The 22096-nt window shown below is 48.9% G+C and carries 22 protein-coding genes and 2 other annotated features; of the genes, 15 read left to right on the forward strand and 7 right to left on the reverse strand.

Features of this window, described 5'->3' with window-relative positions; all coding sequences use genetic code 11:
- Window positions 1-4 precede the first annotated feature (4 nt).
- Complete coding sequence (locus MH144_RS20515) at window positions 5-913, forward strand: YitT family protein (protein ID WP_183522654.1); 909 nt, start codon at window positions 5-7, stop codon at window positions 911-913.
- Between the two features lie 79 nt (window positions 914-992).
- Here the strand turns inward: MH144_RS20515 and ligD are convergent, their stop codons facing one another.
- From ligD to ku, 5 genes are all read right to left on the reverse strand, one after another.
- Window positions 993-1883, reverse strand: coding sequence for a non-homologous end-joining DNA ligase (ligD, locus tag MH144_RS20520; protein WP_239303729.1), 891 nt, complete (start codon window positions 1881-1883; stop codon window positions 993-995).
- A gap of 49 nt (window positions 1884-1932) precedes the next feature.
- On the reverse strand, window positions 1933-2889 hold the full coding sequence (locus tag MH144_RS20525) for an ATP-dependent DNA ligase (RefSeq protein WP_239303731.1): 957 nt from the start codon (window positions 2887-2889) through the stop codon (window positions 1933-1935).
- A gap of 49 nt (window positions 2890-2938) precedes the next feature.
- Window positions 2939-4051 carry a GerAB/ArcD/ProY family transporter gene (locus MH144_RS20530; protein WP_239303733.1) on the reverse strand — a complete coding sequence of 371 codons (1113 nt, stop codon included), beginning with the start codon at window positions 4049-4051 and terminating at the stop codon, window positions 2939-2941.
- A 179-nt stretch (window positions 4052-4230) separates the two neighbouring features.
- The gene (locus tag MH144_RS20535; RefSeq protein ID WP_239303735.1) at window positions 4231-5100 is read right to left on the reverse strand and encodes a VOC family protein; all 870 of its coding nucleotides are present in this window, start codon (window positions 5098-5100) and stop codon (window positions 4231-4233) included.
- Between the two features lie 277 nt (window positions 5101-5377).
- Entirely contained in the window at window positions 5378-6286 is a 909-nt protein-coding gene (ku, locus tag MH144_RS20540) for a non-homologous end joining protein Ku (protein WP_239303737.1), read from the reverse strand.
- Between the two features lie 196 nt (window positions 6287-6482).
- Here ku and MH144_RS20545 point away from each other — a divergent pair, with 196 nt between their 5' ends.
- The 7 genes from MH144_RS20545 to MH144_RS20575 all read left to right on the forward strand — a co-directional run bounded on the left by MH144_RS20545 (window position 6483) and on the right by MH144_RS20575 (window position 12633).
- Window positions 6483-6779 carry a hypothetical protein gene (locus MH144_RS20545; protein WP_239303739.1) on the forward strand — a complete coding sequence of 99 codons (297 nt, stop codon included), beginning with the start codon at window positions 6483-6485 and terminating at the stop codon, window positions 6777-6779.
- 4 nt (window positions 6780-6783) lie between these two features.
- The gene (locus MH144_RS20550; RefSeq protein ID WP_193723419.1) at window positions 6784-6960 is read left to right on the forward strand and encodes an H-type small acid-soluble spore protein; all 177 of its coding nucleotides are present in this window, start codon (window positions 6784-6786) and stop codon (window positions 6958-6960) included.
- A 197-nt stretch (window positions 6961-7157) separates the two neighbouring features.
- Window positions 7158-7643: a tRNA (adenosine(37)-N6)-threonylcarbamoyltransferase complex ATPase subunit type 1 TsaE gene (gene tsaE, locus MH144_RS20555; RefSeq protein WP_239303741.1), complete on the forward strand. Its 486-nt coding sequence runs from the start codon at window positions 7158-7160 to the stop codon at window positions 7641-7643.
- Window positions 7643-8494 carry a tRNA (adenosine(37)-N6)-threonylcarbamoyltransferase complex dimerization subunit type 1 TsaB gene (gene tsaB, locus MH144_RS20560; protein WP_239304084.1) on the forward strand — a complete coding sequence of 284 codons (852 nt, stop codon included), beginning with the start codon at window positions 7643-7645 and terminating at the stop codon, window positions 8492-8494. The genes tsaE and tsaB overlap by 1 nt, the downstream gene beginning before the upstream one ends.
- A 27-nt stretch (window positions 8495-8521) precedes the next feature.
- On the forward strand, window positions 8522-9034 hold the full coding sequence (rimI, locus tag MH144_RS20565; RefSeq protein ID WP_481857384.1) for a ribosomal protein S18-alanine N-acetyltransferase: 513 nt from the start codon (window positions 8522-8524) through the stop codon (window positions 9032-9034).
- Window positions 9031-10086 carry a tRNA (adenosine(37)-N6)-threonylcarbamoyltransferase complex transferase subunit TsaD gene (tsaD, locus tag MH144_RS20570; protein ID WP_239303745.1) on the forward strand — a complete coding sequence of 352 codons (1056 nt, stop codon included), beginning with the start codon at window positions 9031-9033 and terminating at the stop codon, window positions 10084-10086. The genes rimI and tsaD overlap by 4 nt, the downstream gene beginning before the upstream one ends.
- Before the next feature lie 88 nt (window positions 10087-10174).
- Window positions 10175-10534 (forward strand) — a binding site (T-box leader).
- A gap of 52 nt (window positions 10535-10586) precedes the next feature.
- Window positions 10587-10892: a binding site (T-box leader), on the forward strand.
- Between the two features lie 184 nt (window positions 10893-11076).
- A complete protein-coding gene (locus MH144_RS20575) occupies window positions 11077-12633 on the forward strand; it encodes a 2-isopropylmalate synthase (protein WP_239303747.1) in 1557 nt (518 codons plus the stop codon).
- Between the two features lie 575 nt (window positions 12634-13208).
- On the opposite strand, the gene MH144_RS20580 is transcribed toward MH144_RS20575, so the two are convergent.
- The gene (locus MH144_RS20580) at window positions 13209-15164 is read right to left on the reverse strand and encodes an ATP-binding cassette domain-containing protein (RefSeq protein WP_239304085.1); all 1956 of its coding nucleotides are present in this window, start codon (window positions 15162-15164) and stop codon (window positions 13209-13211) included.
- Window positions 15165-15442: 278 nt separating this feature from the next.
- Between MH144_RS20580 and MH144_RS20585 the strand changes: the two genes are divergently transcribed.
- The 7 genes from MH144_RS20585 to groL all read left to right on the forward strand — a co-directional run bounded on the left by MH144_RS20585 (window position 15443) and on the right by groL (window position 20792).
- Complete coding sequence (locus MH144_RS20585) at window positions 15443-16066, forward strand: 5-formyltetrahydrofolate cyclo-ligase (RefSeq protein WP_239303749.1); 624 nt, start codon at window positions 15443-15445, stop codon at window positions 16064-16066.
- 15 nt (window positions 16067-16081) lie between these two features.
- On the forward strand, window positions 16082-16588 hold the full coding sequence (gene moaC, locus MH144_RS20590) for a cyclic pyranopterin monophosphate synthase MoaC (protein WP_303621385.1): 507 nt from the start codon (window positions 16082-16084) through the stop codon (window positions 16586-16588).
- A 37-nt stretch (window positions 16589-16625) separates the two neighbouring features.
- Complete coding sequence (locus tag MH144_RS20595) at window positions 16626-17111, forward strand: MogA/MoaB family molybdenum cofactor biosynthesis protein (protein WP_095289023.1); 486 nt, start codon at window positions 16626-16628, stop codon at window positions 17109-17111.
- Window positions 17112-17298: 187 nt separating this feature from the next.
- A complete protein-coding gene (gene tatA / locus MH144_RS20600) occupies window positions 17299-17553 on the forward strand; it encodes a twin-arginine translocase TatA/TatE family subunit (RefSeq protein WP_239303751.1) in 255 nt (84 codons plus the stop codon).
- Window positions 17554-17630: 77 nt separating this feature from the next.
- Complete coding sequence (gene tatC / locus MH144_RS20605) at window positions 17631-18413, forward strand: twin-arginine translocase subunit TatC (RefSeq protein WP_239303753.1); 783 nt, start codon at window positions 17631-17633, stop codon at window positions 18411-18413.
- Window positions 18414-18807: 394 nt separating this feature from the next.
- Complete coding sequence (gene groES / locus MH144_RS20610; protein WP_090918205.1) at window positions 18808-19089, forward strand: co-chaperone GroES; 282 nt, start codon at window positions 18808-18810, stop codon at window positions 19087-19089.
- Window positions 19090-19160: 71 nt separating this feature from the next.
- Complete coding sequence (groL, locus tag MH144_RS20615) at window positions 19161-20792, forward strand: chaperonin GroEL (protein ID WP_239303755.1); 1632 nt, start codon at window positions 19161-19163, stop codon at window positions 20790-20792.
- A gap of 74 nt (window positions 20793-20866) precedes the next feature.
- Here groL and MH144_RS20620 read toward each other — a convergent pair whose 3' ends face one another.
- Window positions 20867-22093 (reverse strand): site-specific integrase, encoded by a 1227-nt coding sequence (locus MH144_RS20620; protein WP_239303757.1) that lies wholly within the window; start codon window positions 22091-22093, stop codon window positions 20867-20869.
- Between the last annotated feature and the right edge of the window lie 3 nt (window positions 22094-22096).

The following is a 22096-nucleotide window of genomic DNA, read 5'->3' on the forward strand; positions in this document are numbered from 1 at the left end:
TACCATGTCCAATGTAACGGTTAAGGAAATAACATCGAAGCCGGATCGGAATGTAAAAAGCTCGGTATTTACACTGAAGCTCCTGCAACGTATTGTAATGATTTTGGTTGGTGCCGCACTGATGGCCGTATCACTTGAAATATTTCTCGTGCCCAATGGCGTAATTGATGGAGGAATTACGGGGATCTCGATTATGGTGTCAGAGCTTACGCATCTGCCGCTGGGGATTTTCCTGACCTTGCTGAACTTGCCGTTCCTAATCTTGGGTTACAAGCAAATTGGTAAAACGTTCGCATTATCCACATTGCTCGGCATTGTGGCCATGTCCATCGGAACTTCATTATTGCACCATGTTCCTGCATTGACACCGGGTGAGCCGCTGCTCGGAGCTGTTTTCGGCGGATTGATTCTGGGGGTCGGTGTTGGTCTTGTAATCCGGTCTGGGGGATCGCTTGATGGTACAGAGATCGTAGCCATCCTGCTGAGTGAGAAGTCACCATTGTCTGTGGGACAGATTGTATTGTTTATTAACGTGTTTATTTTTGCAGGCGCAGGATTTGTATTCGGTTGGCCGAACGCCCTGTATTCGATGATCGCGTATTATATTGCCATGAAGATGATTGATATCGTCAACGAAGGTCTGGATCAGTCCAAATCGGTATGGATCATTAGTGAAAAATACCGGGATATCGGTTCAGCCCTTACAGACCGTCTGGGTCGTGGAGTTACTTTCCTGGATGGAGAAGGCGGATTCAGCGGGGATGAGAAGAAAATTATCTTCGTGGTCATCACTCGTCTGGAAGAAGCGAAGCTGAAGTCGATTGTGGAAGATTGGGACCCGCATGCCTTTGTGGCGATCGGTAACATTCATGACGTGAAGGGTGGACGTTTCAAGAAAAAAGGTATCCATTAGCGAGTTTTATCCGATGTAAAAAAAATGCTTGAATAAGAAACAAAGAAATAGCCGGCGCCCTTGGTTTGAGGGCTGCCGGCTATTTCTTTTTGAGGTGCTGCGTAATGAGTTCCACGGGCTGCGGCTCAACACTGGTAATGAGATCACCTACCTGCTGCAGCCGTTCCACAATGTTCATCAAGTGATAATCCTTAACCGACACATTGTTCCGGACTTCATCCCAAGTGAGAGGGGTGGATACGGTGCCTCCGGGTTTGGCTCGAGGTGTGTACGGAGCTGCCAGGGTTTTGCCGCCATAATGCTGCAGGTAATCAAAATAAATGCGATCCCCGCGGTCTTTTTTGAGCCGCTCCAGTGTAAACAGATCAGGATGTTTCTGTGTGACGTACTTGCCGACAAAATGACCAATGTCCCGCAGTTCATCAAAGGTGACGCCCTGACGGATGGGAACGATGATCTGTATCCCTGTGGCACCGGAAGTTTTGGGTACAGAACGGAGGCCAAGGGAAGTCAGCGTTTCCCCTACTATCAAAGCAGCCTGCATTATACGCGGTTCCTCTTCAAGAGAGGGGTCGAGATCAATCATCCATTCACAGGGCAGATGGCTGCCTACGGCATGTAAGGAGGGGTGAAATTCCAGGGCGGCAAGATTGCCAAGCCACAGCAATTCCGGGAGACCGTCCATGACGATATAGCGGATGCCTTCGTGGATCTCGGTACGTACAAAATCGGGAATCGGTTCTGGAGCATTTTTTTGATAAAAAAATTCACCACCCGCACCATGCGGATATCGGATGGTTGTCAGGAGGCGGTTCCTGGTGTACGTCAGTAGAAAAGGAGCAATAGCGGCAAGCTTCTGCAAATAGGTGGCTTTGGTTACTCCTGCTTCAGGCCACAACAGCTTGTCCGGATTAGTGACGGTAAGCTCTATGCCCTCGATGGTAATGGTGCCTTTGATCGTACGGGGCATATAAACACCTCCTTTTCATGATATAGATCTAACGAAATAAACGCGTCTATTACACCTCGATCGTGAGTTGGCTGGCAAGACAATCTTCACGAGATACTTCCGCGAATGCTTGTATACTCGGATGGCGGAGTGTTCGATGCTGGGTCAGTTCCATGTATTGCACTTTGACTCCGATCTGGGGCTTGATCCATGTCGTTTCGGAGCTTCGTTCGGGCACGTTATGGAACGGCCTCTCCTCTTGAATCAAGGGTTCGACTTGCTCGGTCAGTTTACGCCAGGTGGCTGAGTTCAGCTTACCTGTGCCGACATGACCAATATAGACAAAATGAGGCCCATCATATACACCAACTGCAATGGCGTTAACGACGCCACTCCGGTAGGTAACCCCGCCAATCATGGCATAAAGATCATGCATGATTTTAACCTTTTGCCAGCGCTGATCCTTACCGTTGATGGCATAGGTACTTGTAAGGTCTTTACAGACAATCCCCTCCATTTGATGCTGTCTCATCACGGTGAGCAGAGAAGCTGCATCGGAGGTATTGGTTACCTCCTGAACGTGTGAGCCCGGGTTAAGAACGCGGTGCAGCAGACGCTGGCGTTCTGCAAGTGGTTGGTCGGTGACCCATTTTCCATCACAGTACAAAATATCGAAAACCATATAAGTCACCGGAATCCGGTACACCGCTTGGGCGATGCCGTCTGGTTTGCTCATGCGGTCCCGGCGCAACACATGGTAAAAAGACGGTTTTCCCGTTTCCGGATCAAGCGCAATCACTTCGCCATCCAGAATGTAGGAGGGGACACTGCACAGATTTCGGTCAGAGACCAGCTCTGGATACTGAACTGTTCGGTCGTGCAGTCTGCGGTTAATCAACTTGAGTTCATGGCCATCCTCGTACGCAAGCATGCGAACGCCATCCCATTTCACTTGGGCAATCCAGTTAGGTCCGTTTGGAATGCTGTCCCGAGATATGGGTTCAAAGGGTGTCAGAGGCTTAAACATGTGCAGGACTCCTTTCGGGTGGCGGTATTAAGTAAACGTAATCAGAAGCTTACCTGTTATAGCGTTCTAGTTTTGAAACACGAGACTTCAATTTATGTACCAAAATAAGCAGCACAGGAAGTGCGATGCCGCACGTAAGATCCCAGTTGATCCAATAGGGAATAATCACTTTGAGATAAAAAACCTCATCCGGAGCGACCAGAATGGACATGGCCAAAATCAAAAGTGCTGCAGGCAGGATAAGTGAACGGTAGTTGGAAAGTCGAAACAGGTGTGCAACCCCCAGGATAAAGCTGTAGAAAAACAGAATACTTTTGAAAAAAACCGCGATAATCCAGACAGAGGCCATGAAGGCTTCAATCCGCTGCAGAAAGTTGCCTATATTAATCTTTAGCGACAATTGAAACGAGGCAAACCAGTGATGCTGCGTCATGAACGGCCCCATAACAAGAAGACAAATGGTCAGCGTCAGTGTAAGCATAAGGCCGCCAATGAGTCCTGCCAGAAGAATATCCTTTTCCAAATGAGGCTCCTTCTTGGCATATGGGAATAACATCATGAAGATGCATAACTCACAGTAAGGATAAGTCAGCACGGCGATAAAGCCTCGAAATGGAGCAGCAATGCCTTGGGCTAGAACCGGCTGGATGTTATCCAACTTTATGTGAGGTAATAGACAAATCGTCAGAATAAGCAAAAACAAGACGATCAAGGGAAGCCAAAGCTCTGCACTCCTGGCTATACACTCGAGGCCACAGATGAGCCCCCACACAAGAGAGATGACAAAGAGCAGATGCACAACCAATAGTGGCGACTCAGGCAAGATCTGGGTAGACATGAAATCGCCGATTTCCCTGACGAATGTGGAAGTACCAATCAAAAAATAAAACAAATAAAAGCAGCTGAACAATGCCCCGATCCAAGGTCCGAATGTTCGAAGTGCATTTTCGATCAGATTGAGTTTGGGGTGAAGCTTGTAGGCGACCAAAAAAATGGACAAAATCCCCATACCTCCGGCGACACCGAGTAAAGCGGATATCCAGGCATCTTCGTGGGCGAACGAGGTGATCATGGCCGGAAATACAAGTATTTGTTCACCAATTGTGCAGAGGAACATTAAGGCGGCAAGCTGCCTTACAGTTAGACGTCCCTTTTCAACCATGTGGGTTCTCCTTCGTCTATCGGGCTGGATATTAGGTTAGGATGCGCCAAATTCACCATATTTATAATAAAAAAAGCTCGGACGAGGGCATCATCTCTAATCAAAGGAGATCAAGAGATGTACACTTTCCGAGCTTCATCGGTATGGATGGAATCAAAAAAAATGATTGTGCAACGTGCTTATTCTGCTGGAACTAGCTGTATGCGGATATTCTGCGGATCAATAGTAAACCATTGACCTCTCTGTTCTTCAAGTGTGGAACCTTGCTTACGCAATTGTTCCAGCGCTTGCTGTAATTGTTCCTGTCCAGCGTACACGATGGTAAAGTAGTCGATTCCCGTAGCTTGGTTCGGATTCGCTGGAGCACCGGTGCCAGCCCAGATATTCAGGCCGATATGGTGGTGGTATCCACCTGCGGAGACAAACAGCGCCGACATGCCAGCAAAATTGCCAACGACATCAAAACCGAGCACACCCGTGTAGAAGCGGCGGGATTCTTCCAGGCTTCGTACATGAAAGTGCACATGACCAATAACCGTTCCGGCCGGTAGGCCATTCCATGTCTCATTCTCCGAGATGTCGAACAAGCTCTGAACATCTACTGGATCACTTGCCATGATGTAGTTGTTGTCTGTATCCCGTCTCCAGGTATCACGCGGACGGTCAGCGTAAATTTCAATGCCGTTCTGATCCGGATCGGAAATATAAAAAGCTTCACTCACCAGGTGATCCCCTTGGCCGATTTCAATGCCGGAGGCGGCGAGGTTGCGCAGTGCAAGTCCCAGGGATTTGCGGTCAGGGAGTAGAATGGCAAAATGGTACAACCCTGCGTGCGAGCGTACAGGCAAGGTCAACGCATCAGTCAGTTCTTCCAGGCGCAACAGCGACGTTTTACCGTCAGCGGTCATCGTTGCGACCTTATCCTTTCGTTCCAATAGTTGAAGTCCAACCACCTCGGTGTAAAATTGAATGGATCGCTCCAGGTTGCTGATTCGCAGGCTTACTTCACCCAAGTGAGTACTTGCAGGGATCTGGTATGGGGTAGTCATCATATTGTCCTCCTAAAATGAAATAAGTTTGAGATCTTCTCATCTAAATTGCAATAAAAGGGATAGGTACGTTAGATCTTTCGCGCTTCGGATCCTAAAGGCTAAACTTTATAATTATAAATAAGTTACTTTTAATAAGTTAATATAGATTATAAATCTTCTTTCGTCAATTGTATTTTCACGTTGCAAGCAAACCTAAACTAGCGGACACGAGGGCTCATAAAAAAATAAAAATCCGGCTAACAGAGCCGGACGGGGCGTATCATATCTTTGGTCGTTATGTTTTGGACTTGGAAGCTGCTCTTTTCTTTTTGGGTGGAGCTGCTTCGGTATCGCCTCCAACCACGGCTTGCACGGTTGTCTTTTTGGGTGCACGTTTCTTGGGTTTGGCAGTCGTTGTTCCAGGGTCTGCAGGGATGGGCTTGACTGCCTCAATGCTGGCCTGAAGGGCTGCCATCAGATCCATGACATTTGCTTCCGGTTTGGCCGGGGCAATCTTGATCTCTTCACCCGCAACCTTGTGATTGATGAGATCCAGCAGTGTATTGCGGTAATCGTCTGTGTATTTGCCGGGTTCAAAAGGCGTGGACAGTTGATCGATCAGCAGCTTCGCCATCGTCAATTCCTTGTCATTGACATTTTGGGCTTCCGGCAAGTTTGGTACTTGTGAGACCGGACGAATCTCATCCGGATAGAAAATGGTTTCCATGGAGAGACAATCCTCCAGTACCCGAATAGCAGCCAGGCTGCTTTTGGAACGAATGGAGACCTTGGCGATGCCGATTTTGCCTGTATCACGCATGGCTGTCATCAGCAGCTGATAAGCGTTCCCTCCAGCCTGGTCAGGGGAAAGGTAATATGTTTTCTGAAAATAGATGGGATCTATCTCCGTCAAATCCACAAAATCCAGGATGGTGATGGTCTTACTGGCCGAGTCATTCAAGGATTCCAGTTCATCTTTTTCGAAGAGCACAAATTTTCCTTTTTCGTACTCATACCCTTTCGTAATTTCTTCCCACTTCACATCCACTTCACAGGAAGGACATTGACGCACGTAAGCGAGCGGGCTGCCGCAGACTTTATGGATGTATCGCATGGAGATGTCTTTGTCTTCAGTAGCCGAGAACATTTTGACAGGGACGTGCACGAGACCGAAGCTGATTGCACCTTTCCAGACCGTATGCATGGGTCGGCTCCTTTCCGAGGTACCTTTTTATTATGTAGTATGGGCATCTCAGAGCCTGGATAATCGCTCACAGGATGAATTCGTATGGTTCGGGCTGACTGGGGGATGATAACAGAAACATGCTTGAACACCGAATGGAGTCTTAAGCATGTGAGTCAGGAAGTGTAAAACATCGAACAAGCCGGGAGGTACCGAAATGAAGAACAGTAGGGATGAAGAAGAAGCACACAAGCATGCCTTTTCTCCATATCCAATTGCCGGGGCTGAGGGTTTCGAAGAATTCCACACGCCAGCTGATGCGGTGAACTGGGAAGCGGTGACTTCTGAAAAGCTGCCACTTGATCGGGAGTCCTTCATGCTCGACATTGACCGGATGGTGAATGAAGGGTTGGGTGGAGGTCAGGTTACCGAAGATAACGGGTTTATTGGCGAAAGTACGACTGACACGATGATTCGTGAATCACATGATGATCCGGAAGGAGAGTATGAATAAAATGATGGATGCAAAACGCGCCAAGGCGATTTACGATTCCAAAGATACGATTGCTGTTACCCTGGAGGGAGATCCCGTTTGGATCGAACATGTGGACGAAGCTAACGGAATGGCAACCGTTCAGGTAGGCAGCAGACCGGGAAATACCCAAACCGTACGTGTGGACCGCTTGGAGGAGTAGGAAGTTAGCAAAGATGGTGTCAGATAGCAGGATGTCTTAGGAAGGCCGGTACCGTCAAGGTGCCGGTTTATTTGACTTTATGACTGACCAGTATTGCTTTTGCTGTCCATCTCCGATGGTTGCGGGGGAAGAAAGGGACCGATATAATAAGGTTCAAAGTGAACTCAGGCGGCTAACCGCCAAAGGTGGGACGTATATTGAACAAAACGCATGAGCAGTGGGTGTTTGAGTCCCATGGCATTGCAGATACAGAGGCGCTTGCGTCCGCACTTGCTGAACAGGCAATTGCCGGAATGGTGATTGCACTCGACGGTGATTTGGGTGCGGGCAAAACGGCATTTTCACAGAAGTTTGCCTGGCATTTGGGTATACGTGAAGTGGTAAACAGTCCCACGTTTACGTTAATTAAGGAATATGAAGGGCGTTTGCCTTTATATCACATGGATGTGTATCGCATTTCACTGGAAGAAGCGGACGAGCTTGGACTGGATGAATACTTCTATGGAGCCGGAGTCAGTCTGGTGGAGTGGTCCAGTATCATTCCCGAACTGCTGCCGGAGGACCATTTGCATGTACAGATTGAAACAACCGGTCCGGAGGATCGCAAGATTACGCTGGATGGATACGGTGAGACTTATGCCGCCATGTGCCGGCAGTTCAGACAGAATGGAGTCAATGGATGATGGAAGATTTACAAAAAAAACCGCGTCAGCGGTTTTTGGCGTTGGATACGTCCACCGCGGTGATGGCTGCCTCGGTGATGGAAGATCACGGCTTGCTGGAAGAGCGCAATGAACGTGCCGAACGGAATCACTCCGTGCACGTCGTGCCTGTGATGGAGCAGCTGCTTGCAGCCAGCGGCACTGCACCTGGCCAGCTGGACGGCATTGCCGTAGGCATCGGCCCAGGCTCATACACAGGTATCCGCATTGCGGTAACTGCGGCGAAGACACTCGCCTGGGCATGGGACATCCCCGTTGCTGGGGTGTCCAGCCTGCAGGCGATGGCCTGGGGCGGCTGGCACCGCGGCCTCGCGGCCAAGGCTGAAGCTTCGGCAGATGAACCTGCCGCAGCAGGGGCTGGCGGAACGCCATCCGCGGACCAGGGCGGCACAGGTGCCGCCCCTGTCCACTGGATCGTTCCGCTCGTGGATGCGCGGCGCGGTCAGGCTTACACCGCGCTGTTTGCCTCCGCCGGGAGCGATGCGCCCCGGCGGCTGGCGCCAGATGCCATCCGCATGATGGACGGATGGCTGGAAGCCCTCGCCGCCCGCATGGCGGAGGCGGCGCCGGAAGAGCGGCCCGCAGCCGTCTGGATTGTCGGCGAGACGGGCCCGCATGCGGCAGCAGCGGCTGAGCTCCGCTGCCCTGCAGGTACGGCGCTCCAGCTCGTTCCCTATGAGCTGGAAGGCCGCTGGATCGGGCGCCTTGGCGCCGAAGCGCTGCTTGCAGGGCAGCGCGACGATGTGCACGCACTGGTGCCGAACTACACCCAGCTGGCCGAGGCGGAAGCCAATCTACTGCGCAAAGGCTGAAAGAAGGGTGGCGAGCGGATGGACGATATGGAAAGTTACGGACAGGATGCAGCACTTCAGTTCAGACTCATGACATTGAACGACATTCCGGATGTTATGGTGATTGAACATGAGGCATTTACGATGCCTTGGACGGAAGAAGCATTTCGAAACGAATTAACGAATAATCATTTTGCCAAATATATGGTCATGGAACTTGAAGGCAAGGCTATTGGATATGCCGGAATGTGGACCATCATGGATGAGGCTCATATTACAAATATTGCGGTAAGAGAGGCCTACCGGGGGCGTAAGCTTGGCGAGAAGCTGCTGGATGAGCTTATGAGAACTGCGGCATATCTTGGCATGGAGCGAATGACGCTGGAAGTGAGGGTATCGAACCTGGTTGCCCAGCGTTTGTATGAGAAAAAAGGGTTTGAATCGGCAGGTCTTCGCAAAGGGTATTACTCCGACAATCAGGAGGATGCGATGATTATGTGGGCGAATTTGCCGCCTGCAGGCCGGAGCGGCGAAGAGGAAGGAAGCGTAAGGGATTCATGAACGAACTGAGTGATAAACAACAATCGGCTCCATCCTATATTTTGGCGGTGGAGACCAGCTGTGATGAAACATCGGTTGCCGTGGTCAAGGATGGACAGGAAGTGCTGTCCAACCTGATCTCGAGTCAGATTGAGACACATAAGGCGTTTGGTGGGGTTGTGCCTGAGGTCGCTTCACGTAAGCATGTTGAAGTGATCACCTTAATGATGGAACAGGCGATTGAACAATCCGGTATCCGTCCAAGAGACCTTAGCGCGATCGCCGTAACGCAGGGACCTGGTCTGGTGGGTGCATTGCTGGTAGGTATCGTTGCGGCCAAAACACTTGCCATGGCTCTGGGCAAACCGCTCATTGGCACGCATCATATTGCAGGCCATATCTATGCCAACCGGCTTACACATGAATTGCAATATCCTGCGATGGCTCTGGTTGTGTCTGGCGGCCATACGGAGCTTGTGCATATGGAGTCCGAGGGTAAGTTTAAACTGATTGGCCGGACGCGGGATGATGCTGTAGGCGAGGCATATGACAAGGTAGCACGTGCCTTGGGTTGCCCGTATCCGGGTGGCCCTCATGTGGACAGAATGGCGTCTGAAGCAGAACAGGTTGTGCCGTTACCTCGGGTGTGGCTGGAAGCCGGTTCTTACGATTTTAGTCTCAGTGGATTGAAATCTGCCGTGCTGAATGCACTCAATCAGGCCAAAATGCGTGGAGAAACGCTGGAACCCTCTGCTGTTGCACGCGGATTCCAGGAAGCTGTTGTGGAAGTATTGGTTGAGAAAGCGGTACGGGCCGTTCGCGAATACGGGTCACGCCAGCTGCTGCTGTGCGGAGGCGTTGCGGCTAACCGTGGATTACGCTCGGCTTTGCAGGAGCGCTGTGCCAAGGAAGGGCTCGAATTGCTGATTCCTCCGATGGAGTACTGCACGGATAATGCCGCGATGATCGGAGCTGCTGCTTATTTGAAATGGCAGCGGGGGGAAATCTCGGAATTTGATGCCAAGGCAGATCCGGGATTATCCTTGGAGGCATGGTCTGTTCAGTCTGTGTAGTCAGAGGTTGGAATTTAAGAGTTGACAGCAGCAGGTGAAGAATGTATATTAGTTACAAATTTAAACAGGATATTGAAGTCCTGAACCGAAAAACGCGATGAACAGGAATAGTAAGGTGAATCCGGGTCTTAGAGAGCTGCGGGGTGGTGCAACGCAGTCGAAGGAAACCTGAAACTCGCCTGGAAGCGGAACGATGGAACACGGAAACTCCTCAGGAGGACCGAAGGCCGAACAGGCCATGAGAAAGTACATCGTTACGGATTGCCTCCGTGATTGGGCCGTTGCCGTGTGGATGACCTGAATGTTAGGTAAGAACTCGGCAATAACTAAGGGGATTTTTCATCCTTGAGGAAATAGATCCGTATGGACGCATAACGGAAATGTGCCTTGAGAGAATGGAAAGTCAACAAGAGTGGTACCGCGATGGTTACAGCCTGTCGTCTCTTGCAATATTGCGAGAGATGGCAGGCTTTTTTGATTGAAAAAAAGGGTTACATACAATAAATGTAATGAACGGGAGCAGTAAAACGATGAAGCGCTCAGAGAGCTGCGGGGTGGTGCGACGCAGTGGCTGGAATCGTTTGAATCTCGCCCGGGAACGGAGCTGTGGAAACAGGAAGTCCTGTGTACACAGCAACGGCTGACCACCGTTATAGGGTGTTTCTCCAGATTGCTCTACCAAGCAGCGTGATGAACAGCGCAGAGATGGTGAGTCTGGAGACGACGAGGTGGATGATTTACGGCGCAAGCCGGGATCGTCAAGCAAGAGTGGTACCGCGGAGGGGAAATAACCCGCCGTCTCTTAGATGAGATGGCGGGTTATTTGTTTTGCTGCCGGCAGCAGATGGGATGGGTATGCTAGAGCGATATTTTGGAATATGAGTAGGTCCAGGGTGCAAGTCGACGTGCGCTCAGGCGATATAAAAAACCAGCATAGATAATGTTTATCACGGAATACACATACATTGAAATTGATGGAGGCTGAGTATAATGACAACGGAAATGAACAAGCGGAAAATTGAGATTTTTGATACCACACTGCGTGATGGAGAACAGGCGCCAGGAGCCAGTCTGCAGCCGGAACAAAAAATTGAGCTGGCTCACCAACTGGCTGCGCTTGGCATTGACGTCATTGAGCCTGGATTCCCGATCTCCAGCCCAGGTGAGTTCGCGGCGGTTCAGGCGATATCCAGACAACTGCAAAACGTGGAAATTTGCGGGTTCGCCCGTGCGGTCAAAGGAGACATAGACGCTGCAGTGAAAGCAACTGCTGATGCTGCACGCCGCCGGATTCACCTGTTCATCTCTTCGTCAGATATCCATATTGAGCACCAATTGCGTCGTCCGCGCAGTGAGGTGGTTGCTACTGCACGGGAGATGGTGTCCTATGCACGCCAGTTTACCGATATTGTAGAATTCACGGCTATGGATGCAGCCCGGACCAAGATGGATGACCTGATCGAGATGATTGAGGTAGCTATTGAAGCTGGGGCCAGCATCATCAATCTGCCGGATACCGTCGGTTACGCGCTGCCACATGAATACGGTGAGATGTTCCGCCGTGTCCGCGAGGGGGCAAGAAGTGGCGATCAAGTTCGGTATAGCGCGCACTGTCATAATGATCTGGGACTTGCAGTGGCGAACAGTTTGGCTGCGATCGCGAACGGGGCTTCCCAGATCGAAGTAACGATCAACGGAATCGGTGAGCGTACAGGAAACTGTGCATTGGAGGAGCTGATCATGGCACTGGAGACACGAGGAGATGCCATTGGTGCCACAACCAATATCAAATTAAATCAGCTATACGAGACTTCTCGCCAGATCAGCCGGGCCATGCACTTCCCGATTGCTTATAACAAGCCTGTTGTCGGTCGCAATGCGTTCCAGCATGAATCGGGAATTCACCAGGATGGACTGCTGAAGAATCGGAACACCTATGAAATCATGGATCCTGAAGCGTTGGGTATTCCACGCAGCATGATCATTCTGGGGAAACATTCGGGTCGTCACGCCCTGAAAGACCGCGTTCGCAAGTACGGTTTCGAACCAGATGAGCAGCAAATGGAGCAATTGTACGAAGTATTTAAGGAAACGGCTGACAAGCAAAAAGTGGTCAGTGATGATCAGCTGCTGCAAATGGTCAGCCAGACGATGAACATTCCTGCGCAGGATTATGAGCTGGTTGAACTGCAGGTAACGGCAGGCAGCATGACGGATCGAATGGCAGCCGTTCGGATCCGGACAGGTGCGGGCGAACAGACGTATTCTGCGGTTGGCAGCGGACCGGTAGAAGCAGCCATTCGTGCGATCGGTCAGAGCATTTCCGATGATATCAGCTTCGTGGACATGGAAATCCATGCGCTGAGCGGAGGAGAAGAGGCGACGGCAGAGGCAGCTGTTGCCGTGGAGCGTGCAGGTCGGGAATTCAGAGGAACGGCTACGCACAATGATATTGTTATGGCAGCAGGTCTTGCCTATGTGGCAGCATGTAACGCTGCGGGACTTAAGGCAGAGTCAACGGAAAGCGACAAGTCGGTACACGTGTAGAAATGGTTGAATGAGCAAGGTAAAGAGTGAAGTGACTTATTGGAAATTGAAAAGCAGACCTTAGTTCTGAAGGTCTGCTTTTGTCTGATTATGTGAGATAATCTATATAAGTAAAAAGCGATCTGTCAAGGTGTGATTATAGTTATCCACATATTCAGGATAATTTGTGGGTAACTAGACCAAAGTCAATCCAGCAATGTTTTCGAAACTAAAAGGTTTTAGGGGATAGTGTGAAGGTGTTGTATCCACAAACTTGTGGATAACGTGGATAACTTGGTGGATAAATATGGTTTTTGTTCAAAAAAGCGATTCTACCGCTGTATAATTAACTTCATTAAACTGCTTGCTATCTTGCTTTTCTGTGGATAAACATGATATGAAGTAGAACAAAAATATTTTTCACAATTCGAGTAAATTTGACAAATGCAAAATCTCTAAATTAATCTCTGATGTGATTCGAATCAACAAAAACAGCAAAAAAGCCGATCCCCTCAAGGAGTCGGCTTTTACTGTTTCTCTTTGTATTAACTTAACTTGACACATGAGTCCACTATGGACGCTGAAGAGTCGAGAGTTCAAGACTCGAGCGCGAGGGCTTCCCAATCTTCGTACGCTTTGGCCAGCTGGAGCTTCCGCGCTTCCGCGTCTCCCTGAAGCTCCTGCAGCTTCATGTAATCCTGATACACCTCTGGCAGAGCCATCTGGGCTTCAAGCTCCGTAATTTCCGTTTCCAGTTTCGCAATCTCCTGTTCGAGTGCTTCCTGTTTCCGCTGCCGGTTACGTTCATCACGCTTGGCCTGCTTGTCTGCTTCGAATGAAGCGGCTCCGGATTTCTCGGTTGGTTCCTGATCTGGTTTCACAGACCGTTTAGAGGAAGAGAGCGCTGCTTCTGCGGCTTCACGTGCGATGTCTTCAAGCTCCTGCTTCTTCTCAATATAGTCATCATAGTTTCCGAGGTAATGCTCTGTTCCTCCAGGATGCAGCTCTACGATCCGTTCAGCCATTTTGTTGAGGAAATACCGGTCATGAGAGATGAAGAGCAGTGTGCCCTCATAATCCATGAGCGCTGCTTCCAGCACTTCTTTGGCGAAAAGGTCGAGATGGTTGGTAGGCTCATCGAGTATGAGCATATTGGCTTCCTTGAGCATGAGCTTGGAGAGAGAGACACGAGCCTTCTCACCGCCACTCAATGAGGAGATCTTTTTGAGTACATCATCTCCGCTGAACAAGAAGTTGCCAAGTACAGTGCGAATTCTTGCTTCCTCCATGCCGGGATACGCGCTCCACAGCTCTTCCAAAACCGTATTATTGGGGTTTAGTCCCGTTTGCTCCTGATCATAATAGCCGATCTGCACCTTGGTTCCCCACTGGATCTGGCCACTTACCGGACGCAGGCTTCCGGTGAGGCATTTCAGCATCGTGGATTTCCCAATCCCGTTCGGTCCGATCAGGGCTACCGTTTCCCCGCGCCTAAGATCAAATGAGACATTGCGAAATAATGGCGAAGCTTCATCGTAAGCGACGGAAAGATCGTCTACACGAAGCACTTCCTTACCCGACATGACTGCTGTCTCAAAAGAAAAATGAGCTTTCTTCAAATCACCCATCGGCTTGTCCAGACGTTCCATCTTGTCCAGTGCCTTACGGCGGCTCTGAGCACGCTTCGTCGTGGACGCACGTACAATATTTTTCTGTACAAAATCCTCCATCTTGGCGATCTCATCCTGCTGTTTCTCATACTGTTTCATCTGACTCTCATACTCGGCTGCCTTCAGCTCCATATAACGACTGTAGTTCCCTGTGTACTTTTTGGAACGGTGCCGTTCAATCTCCACAATGGTGGTCACCAGTCGATCAAGGAAATACCGGTCATGGGATACAACGAGCAGTGCCCCTGAATAACCTCTTAGATAATCTTCCAGCCAGGTTAGGGTCGGAATGTCCAGATAGTTGGTAGGCTCGTCCAGCATGAGCAGGTCGGGTGCCTGAAGCAGAATGCGGGCAAGTGCAAGACGTGTCTTTTGTCCGCCGCTTAGCGTAGCTATTGGAGTATCGGGTGAAAATTCGCCAAAGCCCATACCGTGCAAGACGCTGCGGATGCGCGTTTCCATCGCATAACCGCCGTGGTCCTTGAACCAGTCCGATCGCTGGGCGTAGCGTTCAAGCAGGTCCGCATATTTTTTCTCGTCCTCCATCTGGGCCGGATCGGCAATATCCTGTTCCATCTTCCGCAGTTCAGCCTCAGCCTGGGTCAAATGGGAGAAAACATGCATCATCTCTTCCCAGATGGAGCGGTCGGATTGCAAACCACTGTTCTGGGCGAGATAACCCAGGGTTGTCTCTTTGGATTTGAAAATCTGTCCGCCATCATAGGACATTTCGCCCGCAATGATTTTGAGCAGGGTGGATTTCCCTGCACCATTCACGCCCACGAGTCCGATGCGTTCGCGTTCTAATATTTGTAAGTTCACGCCGTCCAGAATCGGATCGACACCATAACGTTTAATAATTCCGGATACTTGCAGCAGCATATAATTAAGTTCCTCCATAGGTCCAGTTCTTGATTACTCAACTACATTCCAGTTTACATGAAATACAGATCAAATGCACCGATAACGAGCGCCCCGGCGTGTAGTCTTTTTGCTCAATCAATGATAAACTGAAAGAAGACATGTGAATATATGAGGATTTTGCAGAAAATCACTCATTTTAATTTTTTCAACGAGACGACAACTGGTCTTAACATATAATTGTTTTGAATTAAATGCTTTTTACTACCTTCCCCATCAACAGGAGGTTATTCAGGAACATGCAGGACCGGACGGAACCCAAAAGCCAGCTTCGTTCCAGACTGATGAAGAGTCGTGATCTGATGGATGAGGCAATTCGGCAGCATGCCATGAGTGAAGTTAGTCTTGTGGCTAAACAGGAGCTGCAGCGACTTCGGCAGGACAAGCAGAGATTGACGATCTTCAGCTACTTGTCTTATAGAAGCGAAGCATCCACGGCCTTTCTGTTTGAGGAAGGTTGGAAGCACGGCGACAGGATGTTCGCACCGAAAGTACTGGCAAATCCGGCCCGTATGGAATTAAGGCGGGTGGACGGAGAGCAGGATATTGAGCCTGGCGTATGGGGGATCCCGGAACCCAAAGACACCTGCGAGGTGCTTCAGCGTGAGGAATGGCCCGATATTGATCTCGTCATTGTACCCGGGCTTGGGTATGATCTTCATGGCGGACGAATCGGTTATGGTGGCGGTTATTATGACCGATTTGCCGAGCAGCTTGAAGCAGAGTGCTTCAAGGCGGGGAAAAGGCCGCTTCTCGCTGCACTCGTCTTGCCGGGTCAACTGCAGGATGACATTCCGATGGACCCGTTTGATCTGCGTATGGATCTGTTGATGACAACCGAAGGTATACTACATATCGAATAAAGGGTTGTGATGGTATTGAACTCCAATGCAAGGAATGGATCGGATTCCAGCGAAGGTAAGCTGACACATTTTAACGAGCAGGGACGTGCCCGTATGGTGGATATTTCGGGTAAGGAAGTAACTGTGCGTACGGCAGTGGCCGTATCCAAAGTAACGATGAACCCCTCCACACTGGAAGCCATTCGGGAGGGACGGATCGGGAAGGGCGATGTCCTCGCTGTGGCTCAAATCGCAGGAATCCAAGGCGCCAAGAAAACGTCAGACTGGATTCCGATGTGCCATCCGCTGGCACTGAATGGTGTGGATATTCGTTTTGAGGACAATGGACTGGACGAACTATCGATTCAGGTCACGGTCAAAACCGAAGGCAAAACCGGTGTCGAGATGGAGGCGCTCACGGCGGCTTCGGCAGCGGCACTGACGATCTATGACATGTGCAAAGCATTACAAAAAGACATGATTATCGGACCAACGATGCTGCAATCCAAAAGTGGTGGCAAAAACGGTGATTTCAACCGATAAGGGACATTTATTTTCATAGAGGAGAAGGGTGATCTTTATGGTGTGGAGAACAGCAATCCTGACAGCCAGCGACAAAGGGGCCCGCGGGGAACGTGAGGATACGAGTGCACAAGTAATCCGGGAGCTAGTGGAAGAAGAACTGGGTGGGGAGATCGTGGAATACCGCATCGTTCCGGATGAACCCGATGAGATTATTGCGGCCTTGATTGAGATGACAGACTATTTTCATGCAGACCTTGTACTAACGACCGGAGGTACGGAGCTGGCGATTCGTGATATTACACCGGAAGCCACGCGTCGGGTCATTGAACGTGAAGTTCCGGGAATGGCAGAAGCGATGAGATACAGCGTTATGAGCAAAAATCGTTCGGCCATGCTGTTCCGGGGCGTGTGCGGGATTCGTGGACGTACGCTGATTGTCAATTTGCCAGGTACACCGAAGGGTGTGCATGAGCATCTGGCTGCAATTATGGATCAGCTTCCCGAAGCGCTTCTGATGGTTACAGGACAATTTAAGCAATAACGGCAATGCACCCCTGAAGCAGTAGAATTAAAAATCGTTTCTTTTATACTCCTTAGTTGATTTTGCGGGTTATGTAAGTGGTTACATCTGTGGTATGATGGGCTTAATTGTAAATTACAGCAGAGACATCTATGAGTGTAGGGCCAAGTGTACGCATCTTCGAAGCTTGAGACGAGGAGGAATATCAATGTTAAGTTCCATTGGACCAACAGGTTTTATTTTGCTGGCCGTGATCGCTTTATTGCTGTTTGGACCTAACAAGCTCCCGGAACTGGGACGTGCTGTCGGACGTACCTTCCGTGAATTCAAAGAGGGCGCACGTGAAATCATCTCTGACGATGATTCGTCCAACCGCAAAGAGCAGGAGAAATCCAAGCCGATGGCAGTGGATAGTGAGCCTGAGTCCGCTCCCAAGCCTGCAGACAAGCGTCTGCCGGAGTGACCTGACGGCAATGAATGAGAAATCCCTTCCTGCCGGAAGGGTTTTGTATTTTAAGCTGGCAATAATGGAGGGCAGGAATGACGCAGCAGAATGAAGAAATGACCATTACGGAACATTTGAGTGAGCTGCGCAAGCGGCTGATCTATGTGTTAAGCGTTTTTGTGCTGGGCCTGGTGGCAGGATTCTTCGTGGCAGATCCGGTGTACCGCTATTTGACGAAGGCGGAATCGGCTCAGGGGTTTGTGCTGCATGCCTTCTCCTTCTGGGATGGAATAGGGATCTATATGAAGATTGCCGGTCTGTTTTCATTGATTATCACGCTGCCCTTTACGGTGTTTCAGATCTGGAAGTTTGTGAGTCCAGGTCTGCGGCCCCGTGAACGGAAAGCGACACTGAAGTATGTACCTTATGTATTTCTGTTATTTCTCGTTGGACTAGCCTTTGCGTACTATGTTGTATTTCCGATGGCACTTGCTTTCACCTCCACGATTACGGAGAAGATGGGGCTTGTGGAGACCTATGGAATGAAACAGTATTTCAGTTTCCTGTTTGGAATTGTGCTGCCAGTGTCCCTGTTATTCGAGCTTCCGCTGCTCATCATGTTTCTGACAGGGCTTCGGATATTGAATCCGGTCCGTCTTCGAAAGATGCGGCGGGTGTCTTATTTTGTCCTGATCTTCATCGCAGTTGTCGTAACGCCGCCGGATTTCATATCTGATCTGCTTGTTATGATTCCGTTACTCCTGTTGTATGAAATCAGTGTGTTTCTGTCTGCCATCGTATACCGCAAGCAGCTTGCGGCCGATGAAGCGGCAGAGGCCAGATATGTACGTGCCAAGAATGAGCAGAGCGCAGGTTAAGAGGAACCTTCCTGTGCTCTTATTCTGGTAGCTTTCAATTAGACTATGCTCGGTATGTTGGATTACGCAGAGATCTTCGTTCTGGGACAGGCAGGCATATTTTGTCCAGCAATGGATACAATGGTGAAGGGCTGTTTAGCGATTCGCTTAGAGCTGATTAGTGACTCGGTAACAGGGTTACGCAACAATAGGTGCGGAACTGAACACGCCATTTTGGTGTCCTGATGTTAATGCAGCGTAAATTCTCGCATGAATTCTTCAAAAGGACTTGAAATCATGCTTCAAGTTGAGTATCATAAAGTTGGTTGTTAGCACTGAACACTGTCGAGTGCTAATACATATGGCTACAACCTACAATGCAACGTTATATAATTTCAAAAGGAGGCTATTTTTCATGATCAGACCTTTAGGTGAACGCGTATTGGTAGAACCACTGGAGCAAGAGCAAACAACTTCTTTCGGGATCGTACTTCCGGACTCTGCTAAAGAAAAACCGCAAGAGGGCAAAATTATTGCCGTTGGAGCGGGCGCACTGAAAGACGGCGTACGTGTAGCTCTGGAAGTGAAAGAAGGAGATCGCGTAATCTTCTCCAAATATGCCGGAACAGAAATCAAATTCGAAGGTAAAGAATATTTGATTATGAAAGAGAGCGATATCCACGCGATTCTCGACTAATTCAAATTTAATCGGTTAACCGAACCATATAGCAAGTTCATTTTACAATATACTAGGGAGGTTTTCTTACCATGGCTAAAGACATTAAATTTAGTGAAGACGCTCGTCGCTCCATGCTTCGCGGTGTGGATGCATTGGCTAACGCAGTAAAAGTAACGCTCGGTCCTAAAGGCCGTAACGTGGTTTTGGAGAAAAAATTCGGAAGCCCGCTCATCACGAATGACGGTGTAACCATCGCTAAAGAAATCGAACTGGAAGATGCATTCGAGAACATGGGTGCACAACTGGTTAAAGAAGTAGCAACCAAAACAAACGATGTTGCCGGTGACGGTACTACAACAGCGACTGTACTTGCTCAAGCGCTGATCACAGAAGGTCTGAAAAACGTAACTGCAGGCGCTAGCCCAATCGGTATCCGTAAAGGGATCGACAAAGCGGTTAAAGCTGCGGTTGCTGAACTGCAATCCATCTCCAAACCGGTTGAAACTCAACAATCCATCGCACAAGTTGCAGCTATCTCTGCAGCTGACGAAGAAGTAGGCGAACTGATCGCTGAAGCTATGGAAAAAGTGGGCAAAGACGGCGTAATCACAGTTGAAGAATCCCGTGGATTCGCAACAGAGCTGGAAGTGGTTGAAGGTATGCAATTCGACCGCGGTTACATCTCTCCATACATGATCACGGATACGGACAAAATGGAAGCTGTTCTGGACAACCCGTACATCCTGATCACAGATAAAAAAATCTCCAGCACACAGGATATCCTGCCATTGCTTGAGAAAATCGTACAACAAGGCAAACCACTCGTATTGATCGCTGAAGACATCGAAGGCGAAGCGTTGGCGATGCTGGTTGTGAACAAACTGCGTGGAACATTCAACGCTGTTGCCGTTAAAGCTCCTGGCTTTGGTGACCGTCGTAAAGCAATGCTGCAAGATATCGCAGCTCTGACTGGCGGCCAAGTGATCACGGAAGAACTGGGTCTGGACCTGAAAACCGCTTCAGTGGATCAACTGGGTACAGCTCGTCAAATCCGCGTAACCAAAGAAAACACAATCGTTGTTGACGGCGCTGGCAACAAAGCGGACATCGATGCACGTGTAAGCCAAATCCGTACACAACTGGAAGAAACAACTTCCGAGTTCGACAAAGAGAAACTGCAAGAGCGTCTGGCTAAATTGTCCGGCGGCGTAGCAGTAATCAAAGTCGGTGCGGCTACTGAAACCGAATTGAAAGAACGCAAACTGCGCATCGAAGATGCCCTGAACGCAACTCGCGCTGCGGTTGAAGAAGGTATCGTATCCGGTGGTGGTACTGCGCTCCTGAACGTATATCAAGCAGTTGCTGGTGTAGCTCTGTCCGGTGACGAGCAAACAGGCGTGAACATCGTGCTGAAAGCACTGGAAGCACCAATCCGTACGATCGCTGCTAACGCTGGCGAAGAAGGTTCCGTAATCGTGGAACGTCTGAAAAAAGAACAAGTTGGCGTAGGCTTCAACGCCGCTACTGGCGAATGGGTGAACATGATTGAAGCAGGTATCGTTGACCCTGCGAAAGTAACTCGTTATGCGCTGCAAAACGCAGCTTCCGTAGCAGCTATGTTCTTGACTACTGAAGCGGTTATCGCTGACAAGCCAGAACCTGCAGGTCCTGCTGGCGCTCCTGATATGGGCGGCATGGGTGGAATGGGCGGCATGATGTAATAAACAGGAAAAACCCCTGTTGCATCAGGGGTTTGACTTGATAAATGTATAACATGTTAACGATTTGTTAACATTCAATCTAAAACTTTAGAGGCTCTCATTAGTTCACTGAACTTTTGGGCAGCCTCTTTTCTTTTTGGTTTTGTTATATGGAGGTATATCCTTCTTGTTATGTCGTCATTTGAGTGTCCAAGACGTTGCATTATTTGCTCAAGTGAAGCACCAGCTTCTGCAAGAAGAGAAACATGTGTGTGGCGAAGTGAATGGGGTGATAACTCTTGGTTCAATCCAGCCAGTTTTAAGAGTCGCTTCATTCTGTTGTTTATAATTTTTAATACCATCGGGTATCCGGCATATTCGCCTACACGCGCAAAAACGAAACCTTCGTCATGATATTTATTTCGTTTTCTTTTTTTCTCAAAAGAGTGTTGTACTAACAAATCCTTTAGGCTAGACATTACCTCATGATCGACGTCAATTTCTCTAATTGAAGATACTGTTTTTGGGGTGTGCACTACATAGAGGTTATATCTATTGGTTGGATTGTAGAGTGTCTTTGTCACTCGCATCTTGTCTTCTTCGAAATTAAGATCACCCTCTTTGAGAGCAGACAACTCGCCGATTCTCAAACCGGTATATGCTAGTGTTGTGAATATTTCATAATCGAATTCTAATCCATGGGATTTTGCTGTTTCGAGAAACAGAACGAGCTCGTCCTTTTCTAAATATTTAGGTATCTCTTTATTATCTTCAAGGTCTTTAACGGTTTTGACATCCTTAGGTACATAAGCACCACTGGCTGGGTTTGTTTTTAATGCACCTATCTTCACGCCGTGTTCGAATATCATTATTCCTGTGGAGTGAGATCCTGAAAGTGAGCTGTCTGATAATCCTTTTTTGACAACATTACCGAGCTCATCTGTTTCGCCTTCTTTGAGTTTGATCAATGTTCTTTGGTACAGATCGTGACTTATGTCTGACACAAATAGTTTTTGGAAAAAGGGTAGAAATCTTTTTCTTTCTATTTCTCTTACTCGGTAAGTGCCTAATTTTCTAGGGTTTCCTAATTTCTGATAGGACTCGAACCACAAGTCGGACAATACTTCAAATGTCATCTTTTTTTCTTCTACATATGTGCCTGTATTCAATTCAGTTAACATTAAAGCTGCAGCAGCCTGTGCTTCTTTTTTTGTTTTGAATCCACCCTTACTTTTCTGTTTTCTCTTTCCGGTAACAGGATCTATTCCGACATCTAACATGTAGCTCCAGGTATTTCCTCGTTTGTAATAACTACCTTTCACATC

Source organism: Paenibacillus sp. ACRRY (genome assembly GCF_022346995.1).
GTDB lineage: Bacteria > Bacillota > Bacilli > Paenibacillales > Paenibacillaceae > Paenibacillus.